The following is a 16,142-nucleotide window of genomic DNA, read 5'->3' as shown; positions in this document are numbered from 1 at the left end:
CATAGAGGTGCCGGCCCGGCTGTTCAAGAGATTCAGGCTCTTTTTTCGTGACAATTCCCTTCACGATTCAGCCGGGGGTCATGAAGCCTGTTTTTCAAAGCGTCGGGCAAGCTCCCGCGCAATGCGCAAGGCTTCCTGAAGAGGAGTGGATCGCCAGTCTTCAGGCGTATCTGCAAGCGGACGGGTGAAAGACTTTTCCCGGAGGGACTGATGAAAGCGACTGAATTTCGCAGAACCGCCCGAAACTCCGGCGATCCAGACCGGTTTTCCGGTGCTGGCGGCTTCTGTGACCATGTTGACAGAGTCTTCTGTTGCAACAATGTGTTCAGCCACAGCCAGATAGCCAAGGTAGGGGTTGGGGCCACCTTCACCGGACCCGCCCTCTGCTTCGGACTTTTCCCCATCCCAGTAGAAATGGGGAATGCCTGCAAGCTGCTTGCGGATCATGGCCTTGAGGTCATGCGGTGTTCTGCGTGAGGGAGTGACCAGAAAACTGCAGCCACTGGAGCGATGCCACTTTTCCAGTGTAGCCAGAAGCTTTTCCAGATCTTTCGCGCTCAGGTCATGGGCCTTGCTTTTTCCTCCGATCAAAACGCTGACAAGGGGAGTTGGCAGATGGCTGATCCGGCCTGAAAGCTCCTGTGCCGCTGCACTCAGGCGTTCGGGCGTGACGGTGTTCAGACCGCCTTCTGTGATCAGGACATTCTTCCCCCGCAACCTGTCGTGCTGTGGTGTCACCACAAAGTCATAGAGCGCAGGAGGGATTTTGGGGTCCTGGACCTGGACAACCTTTGTTGACAGCCCTTTCAAGCGGGCAATCCTTCTGGCAAAGACCCCGAACAGGGCAGCCTGCCTGCCACAGCCGACGATGAGTTTCGGCTCGGCACGTCCTTCTTTCAATTGCTGCAGTCTGTCTCTGGCTGCGTTTTTGTAGACGAGCTTTTCCATTCCTGAAAAACGGGGAATGAAGGCGGGGGGAAGCCATCGCCATGGACGGCGCATTTCCAGATGCAGTCTGTCCGGTTCTTCCCCGAAAGCCATGATCAGACTAACGGTCTGGATTTCAATCCCGGCACGGCCGTCACTGACAGCCCAGCAGTCTCCGTTGCCCGGAAGGCTGACTGGTTGTGTGTCCTGTTCTTTGATGGATGACGATTCGATCATGAAACCTGTTTCGCTGGGCCGACATACGGCACCTGTAATTGGGACTGTCCGTCCTTTTTCTTAGCAAGAAGCCCTGAAAATACAAGCCAAAGCCTCTTTTCGCAAAGCCACCGTGCAGGAATGACAGGGGGTGACTTGCAGTTTTTTTTCAATCAGTCTTGCCTTTGCCCTATCGAGAGTAATATTGTTACCCAAAATCTTCAAATGCTTTGCCTTCTTTGCTTCAGGAAGGTTCTCTCGTACAAAAATATAAGGACGTGTCTCCCATGCGCCGAGTAAAACTCGACCGTATTGATCTGAAAATTCTGCAGGATTTACAAGAAGATGGCCGTATCACGAACGTGGAGCTGGCCAAGAGGGCCGGTATCTCTGCTCCTCCCTGTTTGCGCCGTGTGCGTGCTCTGGAAGAGGCTGGCTACATCAAGGGGTATCACGCTGATCTCGATACCGAGGCACTGGGATATGAAGTGGTCTTCTTCGCACTGGTTGGCTTGACCGGACAGTCGGAAACAGTGCTGAACGAGTTTCAGGAACACGTCAATGCCTGGCCGGAAGTGCGCGAGTGCAACATGGCGCGCGGACAGCATGACTTCGTTCTGAAACTGGTTGCGCGCAACACATCACACGAAAATGATCTGACCAGCAGTCTGACGGCGGCGCCACATGTTTCCACGGTGCAAACCCTTCAGGTAATCAGGCAATCCAAGAACCAGAGCGGTGTTCCCATTGATCCTGCAGACCCTGCTTTTGTTGTCGAAGAGTAGCTTTTTAGGCCCCCGGGACTGGCTCTGACAGCTTTCAGTGCCTATATTCACAAAGGAAGTATTTGAAAAAACGCCTCTTTCACTTGTGCTTGAGGCGATTGTGCAGATCCGGACAAGGCGGCCTTTATGAAGTCTTTCATCAGATTCTGTTGTGTGATGTTCTCTCTCTTTGCAGTTTCAGCGGCAATTATTCCCGGTTTTTCCCCTTTCCCGGTCCGGTCCGCTCTGGCGGCCTGCACGGATCCTCCGGAGCCGGGGGTGAACTGGCAGCGTTGTCTGATGAACAGCAGTCAGCTCGACGCAGTTGATCTGACAGGCGCAAAGCTGCGGGACAACAGTCAGTTCCGTTCAATCCTGGATCAGGCGGTTCTGAGGGATGTTGACGGTTTCAGAGCAAAGTTCGTCAATGCATCCATGATTGGTGCGGACCTTGAAAACGGCAGGTTTTCCGAAGCTGATTTTACCAAGGCTGATCTCAGTCAGGCCAGCCTCAAGAATGCGGATCTGAGGCGTGCGAAGCTCTTCAGGGCAATCTTGCGGGGAGCGGATTTGAGCGGTGCCCGGCTGAGCGGTGCAGATATAGGCAAGGCCGATTTCAGCGGTGCGACCTGGACAGATGGTCAGAAGGTTTGTGCCGAGGGATCAATCGGACGCTGCAAATAGGGAAAACAGGGTAGGGGACGGATGACGCAATTGATCCTTTTGGTGAGGTCCAGGGCACAGGTGCTCCTGTTTCTTGCTGCTATTGTGATCGGTCTTGCGTCAGGCCTTGCTGCGACAGCCTTCCGGGCTCTGGAAGGTGCGGTTCAGGAACTGTTCTTCGGCTATGGCGGGGAAAGGCTCGCCAGCCATCTGGAAAGCCTGCACTGGGCGCACATTCTCCTGGCTCCTGCTCTGGGCGGGCTGCTGATCGCTCTTTTCACCTATTACTGTTTGCCCAATCGGAAGCCGCAGGGAGTCGCGCATGTGATTGAGGCCACAGCCCTGCATGGCGGACGGATGTCCCTGTGGGACGGGTTGCGCGTGGCTTTTGCGTCTGCGGCCTCGCTTGGTGTCGGCGCTTCAACCGGGCGGGAAGGACCGGTTGTGCATCTGGGGGCTTCAATCTCGTCCTGGATGGCCCAGCGTTTGAAAATGGACTATGCCATGACACGCACCTTGCTGGGCTGTGGTGTGGCCGGTGCCATTGCTGCTTCCTTTAATGCACCGCTTGCAGGAGTCTTCTTTGCCCTTGAAGTGGTGATTGGAAACTATGCCCTGACGGCTTTTGCGCCGGTTGTTGTTGCCTCTGTGATTGGTACGCTGGTGACGCGTTTGACCTATGGTGACTATCCGGCCTTTATCCTTCCTGATGTTATCGAGATCGCATCCTTCTGGGAATTCCCGGCCTTTGCGCTGCTGGGGGTGACCTCTGCACTGGCCGCGATCTGCTTTATGTCGAGCATCATGAAGGCGGACGATCTTCTGAAGGCCGTTCCGGTCCCTTTCTGGCTGAAGACGTCGCTTGGGGGATTGGGGCTGGGGGCTCTCGCACTGGTCTTCCCGCAGATTCTGGGTGTGGGATATGAAGCGACCGATCAGGCCCTGAACGGCAGTTACGGACTCTGGATCATGATTGCCCTGATCGGGGTGAAGACACTTGCAACGGCTCTCAGTCTGGGGTCCGGTTTTTCCGGAGGAGTCTTCTCACCGTCGCTCTTTGTCGGGGCCATGGTTGGCGGAGCCTTCGGTCTGGTTGCGACCTATGCCTTTCCGGAGCTTTCATCTGGACACAATGCCTACACCATCGTTGGCATGGGGGCTGTTGCAGGCGCTGTGCTCGGGGCACCGATTTCGACAGTCCTGATGATTTTCGAGCTGACCAACAACTACGAGATCATGATCGCGGTGATGGTGGCGACTGCGATTTCCTCCCTGATCACCCAGCAGGTGCACAAACGCTCCTTCTTCCTCTGGCAGCTTGAGCGCCGGGGTGTGTCAATTGACAAGGGGCGTGAAAACTCCCTTCTGCGGGAGACAACGGTTGGCCGTTTGCTGAAAGAGGATTTTTGTACCCTGCGCCCGGATGCCTGTTTGAGTGATGTGCGCAACACTCTGGGACAATGTCGCTACGGGCAGGTTTTTGTTACCTGTGAAGACAATTGCCTGAAAGGGCGTATTTCCTATGCTGACCTTGAGCGTATCAGGCAGGAACACCAGACCAATGACTGGGCAACACTGGCGGGATTGTCTGCACAGGATGTGATGTCGGAGGTGCCTGTCAGGCTCTTCAGGGAAGACAGCCTGAACGATGCCATCCAGGCGCATGACATTCATGGGGAGGTTCACATTCCCGTCGTTGATCATGCCGCAGAACCACGACTTCTTGGCATTCTGCACGAACACGATGTTCTGCTGGCCTATCGCAGTACGCTGGAACGGATCCGTGCAGAAGAGCGGGGGCACTGAAGATAAAAAGGAGGGGTTTGCCCCTCCTTTTTCCTGTTGTCTGTTCTGCGACTTGCCCTATGCAGATTTGAGTTCATCCAGAAAGTGCGAAACGCTTTGGCGCAGGTCTTCTGTCTGGCGGCTCAGTTCGCCGGAGGCTTCGGATACATTGCTGGCTGCAATGCCTGTTTCCCTGGCGGCTTCATGGACATTGGACGCATTGCCATCCAGTTCCTGAATGTTCTGGGCCGAGCTTTGTGTGTTTCTGGAAATCTCAGCCGTTGTTGCATTTTGCTGCTCGATTGCAGCAGCAATGGCCGAGGAGGCATCGTTGACTTCATTGATGGTCTTTTCGATGTTCTTGACGGCTTCAACGGAACCGCTGACCTCGGCGCGGACAGAGGCAACCTGCTGGGTGATCTGTTCGGTTGCGTTCGAGGTCTGCTGGGCCAGGGACTTGACTTCTGTTGCTACGACAGCAAACCCCTTGCCGGCTTCTCCTGCTCTTGCGGCCTCGATGGTCGCATTGAGGGCCAGAAGGTTTGTCTGCTCGGCAATGTCCTGGATCAGATTGACGACATCGCCGATACGTTCGGAGGTTTGCATCAGGTTTTCAATCTGTCTGGAGGTCTGCTGAACTTCCAGAGTGGCGCTTTGTGTCGAGTTGTTTGTGATGCTGATTTGTGAACTCAGTTCGTTGATGGAGGCGCTCAGTTCCTCTGCACTGCTGGCAACAGTCTGGATATTTTCCATGGTGGTGGTGGACATGTTCTTCATGGAGTTGGACTGATCCAGTGCGCTACTGGCTATGGAACTCATGGAATCAGACGTGGAGGACAGTTCGGTGGAGGCGGAGGCAAGAGTGCTGACCAGTTCTTCCACATGGGCTTCGAACCTGTTGGCAATGTCCTCGATCTTTTCACCCCGTTCGATCTGGAGACGCTGCTGCTTCATTTGCTCCTCGATTGAGTCCTCTGCCTTGATCAGGTTGTCCCTGAAAACTTCCAGGGCCGCAGCAATCTGTCCGATCTCGTTTGAAGAGGCTTCGGGCAGTTCGATATCCTTGTTGCCGTCAGCCAGTTCAAGCGTGGCTTCCAGTGTTTTGTTCAGGGACTTCTGTGTGGTTCTGATGGTCACAAGAAGGAAGAGGATAATGACAACCAGTGCAGAGAGGGTCAGGGCGGAGAGGATGAAAATCTCGGTCTCAATGGAATCGATCTCTCCGGCCATGGTGTCGAGAAGATCATCGGCCAGTTTGTTTTCGATCTCTTTCAGCAGATTGATTTTTTGGGTGATGGTTTCAAACCAGTCTCCTGCTTCCACGCCCAGATTGCCAGCGAGGTTTTCTGAGCGACCCGCACTGTTGAAGGCAACCTGACGCATGTCCTCGACCTGCCGCACGGCGGGGGCATCCATTTTGTTCCGGTAAAAGTCGGCTTGTTCTCCGGTGGCGACGGCCATGAAGGCGCTGATGTAGGTGTTCTGGATTGTGATGAGATCCCTGAAGCGGTTCAGGGCATTGGTATCAAACTCTCCCTTTGCAAAGGCTCCCGCTCCGACAGCACGTTCAATGCCGGCCCTTTCCTTTGACTGCATGAAATTGACATAGCTGTGAATCAGGTTTGTGATACGTGCATTGCTGCTGAGCAGGGCCATGCTGGCGCTCAGATTCAAACTCTGATTGTTCAGGCCAGTATAGTAGCCAATGGCCTGTTTGGGAGGGATCGAGAGGGAATCAACCTGTGATCTGATCGCAGGCATTTCGTCGAGGTCTGACAGCATTCGGGACAACTGGTTCTGGAAAGCGTCATTGAACCGGGAACTGTCAAAGCTCTCGAGATAGGTCGCAAGCTCCTTGCGTTTTTCATCGGTTAATGTGCGTTGCTTGGCCAGAATGTCGGAAAATTTGGTTCCCCTGCTGTTGAGGAAGCCGGCTGTGGCTCCGCGTTCCTTTTGCTGTTCGTGCACTAGGTTGCTCATCTTGACGGAGAGGGATGTCAGTTCGGACAGCTTTTCTGTTTCCCGCATACCTTGAAAGTCTGCAGTCAGAAAAATACCGGTCAGAGCAATGGAAAACAGCAGTGGAATTGCAGCAGAAAGAGAAAATAAAGTTCTGATCTTCAGGCTTTTCAGGACTTTTTGCATGATGCTTCTCACTCGTGAATATTACTGTATTAAGAGTGGAAATTGCATCCAGTAATATTAACATTAAATTAAATGTAAAAATTAAACACAATCTTTTTGAGGATAAACCGGAGCGCAGATTGTCGCATCTCCCGGAGCAGAAACTGTCAGTGTGGAACAAAGGCGGAACGTCAGGGGAATTAACGCTGGTGCTTGTGTATCAATCCACGGTATAACGCCAACATGATTGATGATGATTTTGACAGCTTTCTTGGCGATGATTCTTTGCTGGATGATCCGCGTGATGCGGGCCCGGCCGGTGCAGGTTCCTATCTGGATGGTCTGAACGAGGCCCAGAGAGAGGCTGTGGAAGCAACAGAAGGCCCAGTGCTGGTTCTGGCGGGCGCCGGAACGGGCAAAACACGGGTTCTGACGACGCGTCTGGCGCATATTCTGGCAGAAGGGCGCGCCTTCCCGGGACAGATTCTGGCCGTGACCTTTACCAACAAGGCCGCACAGGAAATGAAGGAACGTGTGGGCGCGATCCTGAATGATTCCACTGTTGGCGCCTGGTGGCTGGGCACCTTTCACTCCATCGCGGCACGGATGCTGCGGTGGGGCAATGCGGCCGAACTGGTTGGCCTTGGAAGTGATTTTGCCATTATCGACAGCGACGACCAGTTGCGGGTGATCAAGCAGATCCTCAAGGAAAGCAACTACGATGACAAGAAATGGCCGCCCAAGGCTGTTCTGGGAGCAATCCAGCGCTGGAAAGACAAGGGTTTTACACCCGACAAGGTGCCGCAGGCCGAAGGCAGCGAGCTGGGCGGTGGTCGTATCCTGCGGATATACAAGGCCTATCAGGAGCAGCTCAAGCGCCTGAATGCCTGTGACTTCGGTGATCTTCTGCTCCATACGCTTACACTGTTCCAGAGCAATCCCGAGATCCTCGCGGATTATCACCGCCGTTTCCGCTACATTCTGGTCGATGAGTATCAGGACACCAACGTTGCGCAGTATCTCTGGCTGCGACTGCTGGCGCAGGGCAGCAAAAACATCTGCTGCGTGGGGGATGACGATCAGTCGATTTATGGCTGGCGTGGTGCGGAAGTGGGCAACATTCTGAAGTTCGAACAGGACTTTCCGGGTGCCCGTGTTGTCCGTCTGGAGCGCAACTATCGTTCGACAGCACGCATCCTTGCTGCAGCTTCCTCTGTGATCAGGAACAACGATGGTCGACTGGGCAAGACGCTCTGGACAGAGGATGAGCCCGGAGAAAAGCTCCGTGTGCGCGGTCTCTGGGATGGTGAAGCCGAAGCCCGTTTTGTCGGCGAGGAAATCGAGGACCTGCAACGCAAGGGGCATTCCCTGTCGGACATGGCCATTCTTGTCCGGGCCGGTGCGCAAACCCGCGAGTTCGAGGAGCGTTTCATTACGCTGGGGCTGCCCTATCGTGTGATCGGCGGACAGCGTTTCTATGAACGACTGGAAATCCGCGATGCGATTGGCTACCTGCGCCTGATCAATGCGCCGGATGACGGTCTGGCTTTTGAGCGTGTTCTCAATACACCGAAGCGCGGTCTGGGTCCGGCAGCGGTAACGGCTGTGCAGACAACGGCGCGAACGCTGGACAAATCCCTGTTCCGGGCTGCGCAGGATCTGGTTGAAACAGACGAGTTGCGCCCCGCAGCCCGCAAGTCCCTGTCTGCTTTTGTGGTACAGGTCGAAAGATGGCAGGGGTTGGTGGAAACAACGCCGCCTTCGGAACTGGTTGATCTTGTTCTGGATGAGTCCGGTTATCTTGAAATGTGGCAGCAGGACAAGTCTGTTGAGGCCAAGGGTCGGGTTGAAAACCTGCGTGAGCTGGTCAATGCCCTTGGTGAATTTGAAAGCCTGACAGACTTTCTGGAACATGTCTCGCTGGTGATGGACGCCAATCAGAGACAGGATCAGGAAATGGTCAGCCTGATGACACTTCACGGAGCCAAGGGGCTGGAATTCAAGACTGTCTTTTTGCCGGGATGGGAAGAAGGCCTGTTTCCAAGCCAGCGCTCCATGGATGAACAGGGGCTCCGGGGACTTGAGGAGGAACGCCGTCTGGCCTATGTCGGGATCACGCGTGCCAGAGAGCGCGCTGTTCTGTCCTTTGCTGCCAATCGGCGCATGCATGGGTCCTGGGCCTCGGCCATTCCGTCCCGTTTTCTGGATGAACTTCCGGCAGAGCACATAGAGCGCGAGAATGATCGCGGCCTCTATTCAGCGCCTCTTGAATCCTCCGGGTCTGTTTGGGGACATGGATCTTCCTTCGGGGGAGGGTCTCACAGCCGCAATTCGGACAGCCTTTCAACACCGGGCATGCGCCGTGCGCAGGAATTCATGGCCTCTTCAAGGGGGCGTTCCGGTCTGGGAGCGGGCACAACGCCAGCCATGAAGCAGGCTGAAGAGGGCGGCTATGGCCGTGGAGCACGCGTTTTTCATCAGAAGTTCGGCTATGGAACGGTACGGATGGTTGAGGGCGATCGCCTGACCATCGCCTTTGACAAGGCCGGTGAAAAGAAGGTTCTCAGTAATTTTGTTGTGCCACAGGATCAGGCGGGTTAGAGCTGCCTGATCGCAATGGCCCTGGCCTTGCCTTTTTGAAAGAGACAGGCGAAATCAAGGAAAGAAACATGACTGACAGCACTCAGCAGCACCCTGATATGTGGTGTATCAGCTTTGCTGCGCCGGAAGAGCATCTGGGCGGCTATGAAATGGCTATGGAGCCTCTGGATGGCGCGATTGTCACCTCCGGCAAAACCGAAGCTGGCATTCCTGTCCAGGTTTATGTGCAGCGCGATGTTCCTGTTGCAGAGGTTGAGGCTTTGCTTGGGAATGTCGCTGAAGTCTATGGGGATCCGATCCCGGCGGTGACAGTGGAAAAGCTTCCGGATGTTGACTGGGTTGCAGAAAGCCAGAAGGCCCTTCCTCCCATCCATGCCGGTCGTTTCTACGTTTATGGATCTCATGTTCAGGACGCGCCGCCCGCGGATTCCATTCCCCTCCTGATCGAGGCGAACGTTGCTTTCGGAACAGGGCAGCATGACACCACCAAAGGCTGTCTGCTGGCTTTGACCGATCTGGCTGAGAAGGAAGCTGTTCCCGTTGCTTCGGCTCTGGATATGGGGACGGGTTCGGGAATTCTGGCAATGGCGCTGCGTCACCTCTGGCAGGAGTCGAAGGTTCTGGCCGTTGACATCGATGAACCCTCCATTCGCGTGACAATCGAAAACGCGGAGCTGAACAGGGTGAGCGGCATTGAGGCTCTGGCCGGTGATGGCTATGCAACCGCAGCTGTTGGAGAGCAGGCGCCGTTCGATCTGATTGTTGCAAATATCCTGGCTGAACCGCTTTGCATGATGGCTGCTGATCTGGACAAGGCTCTGAAGCCCGGCGGACATGCTGTTCTGTCCGGCTTGCTGATCACCCAGCAGGAACAGGTGCAGAAGGCGCACGAGGCTCTCGGTCTCACCCTGAAGCGGGAGTTGCATCTCGGGGACTGGGCGACACTGGTCTTTGAAAAGCCCTAGTTGTCTTTGTTCCGAAAGCTCTCTGGTCTCAAAAGAATAAGACATTAAAGCGTCTGATCATTTGCAGCCCTGTCAACAGGGCTGTTTGTGCGGATGAGGTTCCTTATGGCAATGCAAAAGCCCCGCGAGTTGTCTCGGCGGGGCTTTGTGCATGAACAATCCTTGGTGTCCGTTAGGACAGGAAACCGTTAGACGATTTCGCGTGGGTCCTGACCCGGGTTTTTCACAGACAGGCGAGCAATCGCTTCGATGTTGCCGCGGGCAATACCCAGATCGCTCAGCTCTGTGTTGCTCAGTTCAGCCAGTTCGTTGGCCAGTTTGTGTGCCTTGTAACGGTCGGAAACGACTTTGAAAGCTGCTTTGAAGGTTTCGTTGATCTGGTAGAAAACAGAATAGCGTTGTGGAACGACGGAAACCAGAACCGGAGCCTGTTGAGCCGGGTTGCTTGCGATGTTGAAAAGAGCGCTCATGATCTTTGTCCTTTTAAATGGCAGTGTCCTGATGTCTGCCGGTTTATGATCTGCACTTTGTCCGAAGCCCTATTCGATAAGCCTCGCCTCGGGTCGCCAACGTTCCGGTTTTTCAGGTCTTACGCTAGTCTGTTTCGGCCTGTGTTTCCGGGGCAGATCGCTGTCTTGTCAGCGGCTGTGAACAAAAGATAGTCGCATGGGGAACAGGTTTGAATCGCAAAGACCTGAATTCTGCTATGCATAAAAGGTATAAACTTATTTTTTTATTATTTATCAAATATTTAAGCTATGCATTTTTGTTTTTGTTAACCATTTTTGCGATTTTTTGACGCTTTTTGAGAGGGTTTTTAATGAAAAAAGCGCACTGCTATGCAAGCAGTGCGCTTCTGGTATCCCTGAAGGAGAGGGTAAGGCTGCAGGGACCTTGTCTGTTCAACCTGATCCCGGAGGACAGGCCGGATGCGTCTGATGCCTTCAGGCGACAGACTGGCGGTCCTTGCCGCCGCAGTTTGCTGCAACGACAGAACCGTGATCGTATTTGGTGAACTCCGCACTGCTGGCGAAATCGATTGTGCCGGCCCGGCCGCGCTTTTCAGGTTGTGCAGCATAGGCATTGTTCAAAGCTTCGGAAATCTGGCCGCGAGACAGGCCGATGTCAGCCAGTTCACGATCAGAGAGGCGGGACAGTGCACGTGTCGCACGGCCTTTGTTGTATGCATTGACGACAGCGTTCAACGCTGCTTTGGCCAGCTTGAAAACGCGGTAGTGAACGGTGTAACGCTCTGCTGCCACTGAAACCAGTGTCGGGGTGTTGGCTGCTTTTGGAGCGGCAGAAGCAAGATCGTAGATTGTGTTTGTCATATCCCTACTTCCTTTCATAAAAAATGTGACGCAGTTGCCTGATCCAGGGGCGGTTGATCGGGATCACTGAAAACCTGTATCCCGCTGAAGGGCTCTCTGCGTAAGAGAGACTTCCCTGAAATTCGTTTGACCTGTGGCCTGCGGTGTTGATGTAAACTTAGTGACAGTAATGTTACAAAAAAATTGCAAATATTTTTCAGCTGATATGCGAAAAGAGCATATCGGGATTTATTATATTAATATCAATTACTTGATGCGGATTTCTGGAGAGGTTTCCAGCGTTTTTTTCGATGGGATTTTTTGCCACTCTTGAAAAAGAACAGGCCGCTTCCAGTGCTGTTTGTCACAAAGGAGACAGGAAAAAGGGGCTTTTCCTGCAGAAAGACTCGGGCAGGTGGTGGCGTGAAGAGAAAAGTTGCCTGAATGCTTGGCTGTGTGCATCCTGTGTACAAAACAATCCTGTCAAACTGGAACAATGGGAATTTCCAAAATGGCTGAGCACGGGCAAAGACTTGAAAAACTGAGAGAACTGCTGAGGGAAAAGGGGCTGGACGGCTTTGTTGTTCCGCGAACCGACGAGCATCAGGGTGAATATGTGCCTCCCAGTGCAGAACGCCTGAAATGGCTCTCCGGTTTCAGTGGCTCTGCTGGTCATGCCATTGTTTTGCAGAACAAGGCCGCAATCTTTGTTGACGGGCGTTACACCATTCAGGTGAGAGAGCAGGTGGATGGCGAGCTGTTTGAGTACTGCCATCTGATTGACGACCCCTCTTCGCAGTGGCTGGCGACAAATACCGCCGAGGGCAGCAGAATTGCCTATGATCCCTGGATGCATTCCGAAAACCAGATCAAGACTCTTTCCGGGAGCTGCGAAGGTTTCGAGCTTGTCCCTCTGGACGTCAATCCCGTGGACAGCCTCTGGGACGATCAGCCGGCTGCTCCTGTGACAGAGGCCTTTGCGCACAACCCTGCGATTGCCGGAGAGGGGGCGTCTGAAAAGATCGTGCGTATTGCCGAGGGACTGGTGGAGCAGGGTGCGGATGCAACTGTCCTGACCCTGCCTGACTCTGTTGTCTGGCTTCTCAATGTGCGGGGAGCGGATGTTTCTCATACACCCCTGGTGCTTTCCTTTGCGATTGTCCGCTCATCGGGGGCTGTTGACTGGTTCGTTGATCCGGCCAAGATCACGGATGATGTTAGAGCTTCATTGCCGAACTCTGTTGCGATTTTGAACCCTGCTTCCTTTGATGAGGAGCTGGACGGGCTGGCTGGTGGCCGTGTCTCTCTTGATCCGGCGACCGCGCCTGTTCGTCTGTTTCAGCGTCTGGAAAAGGCTGGTGCGGAAATTGTCAGGGCACAGGATCCCTGTCAGCTTCCGAAGGCCTGTAAAAACGAGAGCGAATTGCAGGGAAGTCGTGTTGCGCATGAACGGGATGCTCTGGCAATGGTGCGCTTCCTGAAATGGCTGGAGGAGACAGCCCTGCCGCGTGTGCGCAGTGGTGACCCGCTGACAGAGATCGAGGTTGAGCAAAAGCTTCTGGCGTTTCGTCAGGCGCTGCCGGGCTTCAGCGATCTCTCCTTTGATACCATTTCCGCGGCCGGGCCTCATGCTGCGATTTGCCATTACAAGGTGGATGAACAAAGCAACCGTGCCTTGCTTGAGGGAGAGACCTTCCTGATTGATTCCGGTGCCCAGTTCCCGGAAGGAACGACCGACATCACCCGGACTGTTTATATCGGAACGCCGGATTCTGCATTGGGGCAGGAGATTTCACGTCGCTTCACGCTGGTTCTCAAGGGGATGATTGCCCTGTCCATGGCGCGTTTCCCGGAGGGAACGACCGGAACGCATCTGGATGCCATTGCGCGCGGGCCTCTCTGGGCTGAAGGGCTGGATTTTGACCACGGAACCGGTCATGGCGTTGGCGCTTTCCTGGGCGTCCACGAGGGGCCTCAGCGGATTTCCAAGGCCTGGAACACGAATGCTCTGAAAACAGGCATGATCCTTTCAAATGAGCCGGGCTATTACAAAGCGGAAGGCTATGGAATCAGGATCGAGAACCTTATAATCGTTCAGCCGATGTCGAAACTGGACGAGCAGGCGGCAAAGCAGGCTGACCGGACCTTTTATGGCTTTGAAACGCTGACGCTCTGTCCCATCGAGCGGGAACTGATCATGGTGGAGCTGCTGACTGTGCAGGAGCGACAGTGGCTTGATGCGTACCACAAGCGTGTGCGCGAGACGCTTGGTCAGCATCTGGAGCCTGATGTCCGGAAATGGCTCGAGGAAAAGACAGCGCCTCTGTAGAACAGCAATGTAGACATGAAAAAGCCTCTCCGATCTTTTGGAGAGGCTTTTTTGTTGCGGGATGATCAGGATTACTGTGTTGCAACGGCTTCGAGTTTTTTCATCACCCCTGTCAGCTTTTGCAGGGCTGCGTGATCGTCCTTGAGACCATGGGGATCACCGATCAGAACAGGCAGGTGGTAGGAAAGGAAAACCTGTCCGCTTTCATCTTCCCAGGCCAGGGCGCGCAGGGGCAGATCAAGTCCCATGGTCTGGGATGCCAGCATCGCCGGGGTGCCGATTTTCGGATTTCCAAAGAGGATCATTTCTGTCGGGCGGAGATCCTCGCCGACTTTCTTTGCGCCTGCTGCATGATCAACGCGGGCGAAGATTACGCCACCGCCGTTGGTGACAGCACCGGCCAGACGATCAAGGGTTTCGGTTACAGAATAATTGCTTTTCTTGGTCACAAGGGAAGACGTCATTTCATCAGCCTGGGCAGTCAAAAGGGAAAGGGACAAAAGAGCGAATGTTGCCAGAAGCGTAACGAGCTTTTTCATTGGAATGCCTCTCTGTTTCATACATTGAAGGTGCCTGTCGTTTTTTCGCATGAAAAATCAAACATGATTTGTTTCGGCAGACCAATAACAACTCTGTGTTTTCCTGTGATATTTCTGTTTTGAATACAAAAAAGGCCTGCGACGTTGCAGGCCTTTTTGTGTCTTGGTGAGCGCGGAGTGCTTATTCCGCAGCTGCTTTCAGGTGCACGCCTGTCAGGCGGTTGCGCAGCTCTGTTGTGTACCACTCAATGAACTGGATCACGCCGTCTTCCTGCTTTTTGGAATAGGGACCAGGCGTGTAGGCCGGGGAGTTGATACCGATCTGGTTTTCCTCGACGATTTGGCGGTCTTCATCGTTGGTTGCAATCCAGACCTCGGTCAGGCGTTGCAGATCGTAATCCTTGCCTTCCTCTGCGTCCTTGTTAACCAGCCATGTGGTGCGGACTTCCGTTTCTGTCGGGCTGATCGGTGTGACGCGGAACAGCAGAACATGGTCGGACAGGAAGTGGTTCCATGTGGAAGGGTAGTGGAAGAACAGCAGGCTGCCTGCGTCCTTGTAGGGCAGGGTGCCCAGTGGCTTTGTCACAGCCACTTTTGTGTCCATCGTGTAGCTTTCGCCGGACCCCAGCAGAGGCATGCGGGCCAGACGGTACTGACCGTTGGCAGAAAGGTGGAATTTCGATTTGACGCCCGCGTTTTCAAAGCGTGTGACGTGTTTCATCACGTGTTCTGCTTCCCCGCCGCCGTCAACACCAGCAACATCGGGATCGTCCGGGAAGGTGCGCGTCAGGGACGGATGGCTGCCACTGCAGTGATAGCACTCGCGGTTGTTCTCAAAAACGAGCTTCCAGTTGCCTTCTTCAATGATGGTGCTCTCATAGGCAACCTTTGCATTGTTCAGGTCGTGTGGAACCAGATAGGCGCGCGCGGTTTCGGCAAAGCTGTCGAAATCGGGGGCACGGTCTGCGAGACAGATAAAGACAATACCTTCAAGCTCACGGCAATGAACGGTTTTCAGGCCGTGATCCTTCGGGTTGAAGCTTTCATCCATGTCGCGGGCGAACAGCAGGCTGCCATCAAGTTCGTAGGTCCACTGGTGATAAGGGCAGACGAGCTTCGGGGATGAGCCCTTTGCTGCAGAGCAGATGCGGGAACCGCGGTGGCGACAGGAGTTGTGGAACGCACGAATTTGACCATCGTTGCCGCGAACGATGATGACAGAATAGGCGCCAACCTTGTGGGTGACGTAATTGCCGGCTTTCGGAATTTCGCAAGCGGCGATGGTCAGAAGCCAGTCATTGTAAAAGAAGGTTTCCAGGTCAGCCTGATAGATGTCGGCATCATTGTAGAACGCCTGCGGGAGGGAATGGCCTTCCTTGTGCTGCGTTAATGCGGCCAGTGCTTTTTGTTCGTGCAACATGTCAATGTTCTCCTGAAAAACCGCGCCCCGCGGTTTGTGTTGCTGTTTAATCTTCGAATTGGGGACAGGGTGCCGTTAAGCAGGCCAGGTGAACGTCTGGTTCTCCGCTTTCAGCAGTATTTTTTTATGCTTTAGCAAGGCTGGTTTCCGGGCTTCAGGCGGGTTCTTCGTCAAGAACCTGGGGCAGATCCTTCCCAAGGAATGACCTCAGTGGAGTTGTTCTGCCTGTCAGCCTGTTACCGTTGCGGGGGCAGCACTGGTGTCTCACCAGTTTCCCAATTCTCTGCGTTTTGCAGCACCCTGCTAAAAATGATTTTTCTTCCTCTTTGACCTTTTAAGGCCGCTTAAAAACGACCCAATCTGAAAAATCTGCGAAAGGATGAAAAAGAAAATGCAAGGTGGCTTCTTCTTGGCTTAACTGAATTTGTCTGATGGTGGAAATGGCTCACCCGTTCAGGGTTCAAAAACGATGGAAGGCCCGCAATTGCAGGCCTTCTGT

The 16,142-nt window shown here is 54.1% G+C and carries 12 protein-coding genes and 1 riboswitch; of the genes, 6 read left to right on the top strand and 6 right to left on the bottom strand.

The window, feature by feature from the left end:
* Window positions 1-78: 78 nt before the first annotated feature.
* On the bottom strand, window positions 79-1,164 hold the full coding sequence (locus AAAH10_RS08055; protein ID WP_343562340.1) for a mitochondrial fission ELM1 family protein: 1,086 nt from the start codon (window positions 1,162-1,164) through the stop codon (window positions 79-81).
* A 266-nt stretch (window positions 1,165-1,430) separates the two neighbouring features.
* Between AAAH10_RS08055 and AAAH10_RS08050 the strand changes: the two genes are divergently transcribed.
* The 3 genes from AAAH10_RS08050 to AAAH10_RS08040 all read left to right on the top strand — a co-directional run bounded on the left by AAAH10_RS08050 (window position 1,431) and on the right by AAAH10_RS08040 (window position 4,376).
* Window positions 1,431-1,928, top strand: coding sequence for an Lrp/AsnC family transcriptional regulator (locus AAAH10_RS08050; RefSeq protein WP_343562338.1), 498 nt, complete (start codon window positions 1,431-1,433; stop codon window positions 1,926-1,928).
* A 126-nt stretch (window positions 1,929-2,054) separates the two neighbouring features.
* The gene (locus AAAH10_RS08045) at window positions 2,055-2,591 is read left to right on the top strand and encodes a pentapeptide repeat-containing protein (protein ID WP_343562336.1); all 537 of its coding nucleotides are present in this window, start codon (window positions 2,055-2,057) and stop codon (window positions 2,589-2,591) included.
* Window positions 2,592-2,612: 21 nt separating this feature from the next.
* Entirely contained in the window at window positions 2,613-4,376 is a 1,764-nt protein-coding gene (locus tag AAAH10_RS08040; protein WP_343562334.1) for a chloride channel protein, read from the top strand.
* Window positions 4,377-4,433: 57 nt separating this feature from the next.
* Here AAAH10_RS08040 and AAAH10_RS08035 read toward each other — a convergent pair whose 3' ends face one another.
* Window positions 4,434-6,383 (bottom strand): methyl-accepting chemotaxis protein, encoded by a 1,950-nt coding sequence (locus AAAH10_RS08035; RefSeq protein ID WP_343562332.1) that lies wholly within the window; start codon window positions 6,381-6,383, stop codon window positions 4,434-4,436.
* A gap of 339 nt (window positions 6,384-6,722) precedes the next feature.
* On the opposite strand from AAAH10_RS08035, the gene AAAH10_RS08030 reads away from it, so the two are divergent.
* On the top strand, window positions 6,723-9,080 hold the full coding sequence (locus AAAH10_RS08030) for an ATP-dependent helicase (RefSeq protein ID WP_343562330.1): 2,358 nt from the start codon (window positions 6,723-6,725) through the stop codon (window positions 9,078-9,080).
* Between the two features lie 68 nt (window positions 9,081-9,148).
* On the top strand, window positions 9,149-10,045 hold the full coding sequence (locus tag AAAH10_RS08025) for a 50S ribosomal protein L11 methyltransferase (protein WP_343562328.1): 897 nt from the start codon (window positions 9,149-9,151) through the stop codon (window positions 10,043-10,045).
* Window positions 10,046-10,233: 188 nt separating this feature from the next.
* Here AAAH10_RS08025 and AAAH10_RS08020 read toward each other — a convergent pair whose 3' ends face one another.
* Window positions 10,234-10,515, bottom strand: coding sequence for a DUF1127 domain-containing protein (locus AAAH10_RS08020; protein ID WP_343562326.1), 282 nt, complete (start codon window positions 10,513-10,515; stop codon window positions 10,234-10,236).
* 474 nt (window positions 10,516-10,989) lie between these two features.
* Window positions 10,990-11,376 (bottom strand): DUF1127 domain-containing protein, encoded by a 387-nt coding sequence (locus tag AAAH10_RS08015; protein WP_343562324.1) that lies wholly within the window; start codon window positions 11,374-11,376, stop codon window positions 10,990-10,992.
* Between the two features lie 490 nt (window positions 11,377-11,866).
* On the opposite strand from AAAH10_RS08015, the gene AAAH10_RS08010 reads away from it, so the two are divergent.
* Window positions 11,867-13,684, top strand: a complete 1,818-nt coding sequence (locus AAAH10_RS08010) for an aminopeptidase P family protein (RefSeq protein ID WP_343562322.1) — start codon at window positions 11,867-11,869, stop codon at window positions 13,682-13,684.
* 71 nt (window positions 13,685-13,755) lie between these two features.
* On the opposite strand, the gene AAAH10_RS08005 is transcribed toward AAAH10_RS08010, so the two are convergent.
* The gene (locus AAAH10_RS08005; RefSeq protein WP_343562320.1) at window positions 13,756-14,223 is read right to left on the bottom strand and encodes a DUF302 domain-containing protein; all 468 of its coding nucleotides are present in this window, start codon (window positions 14,221-14,223) and stop codon (window positions 13,756-13,758) included.
* A gap of 181 nt (window positions 14,224-14,404) precedes the next feature.
* Window positions 14,405-15,643: an aromatic ring-hydroxylating oxygenase subunit alpha gene (locus AAAH10_RS08000; protein ID WP_343562318.1), complete on the bottom strand. Its 1,239-nt coding sequence runs from the start codon at window positions 15,641-15,643 to the stop codon at window positions 14,405-14,407.
* A 121-nt stretch (window positions 15,644-15,764) separates the two neighbouring features.
* Window positions 15,765-15,961, bottom strand: a riboswitch (cobalamin riboswitch).
* Between the last annotated feature and the right edge of the window lie 181 nt (window positions 15,962-16,142).

It is taken from the genome of Carbonatibacter coralli (genome assembly GCF_039592655.1).
Lineage (GTDB): Bacteria > Pseudomonadota > Alphaproteobacteria > Kiloniellales > Kiloniellaceae > Carbonatibacter > Carbonatibacter coralli.
Note: the sequence above shows the minus strand (reverse complement) of the source record. Positions and strands in the feature narration are given on the sequence as shown.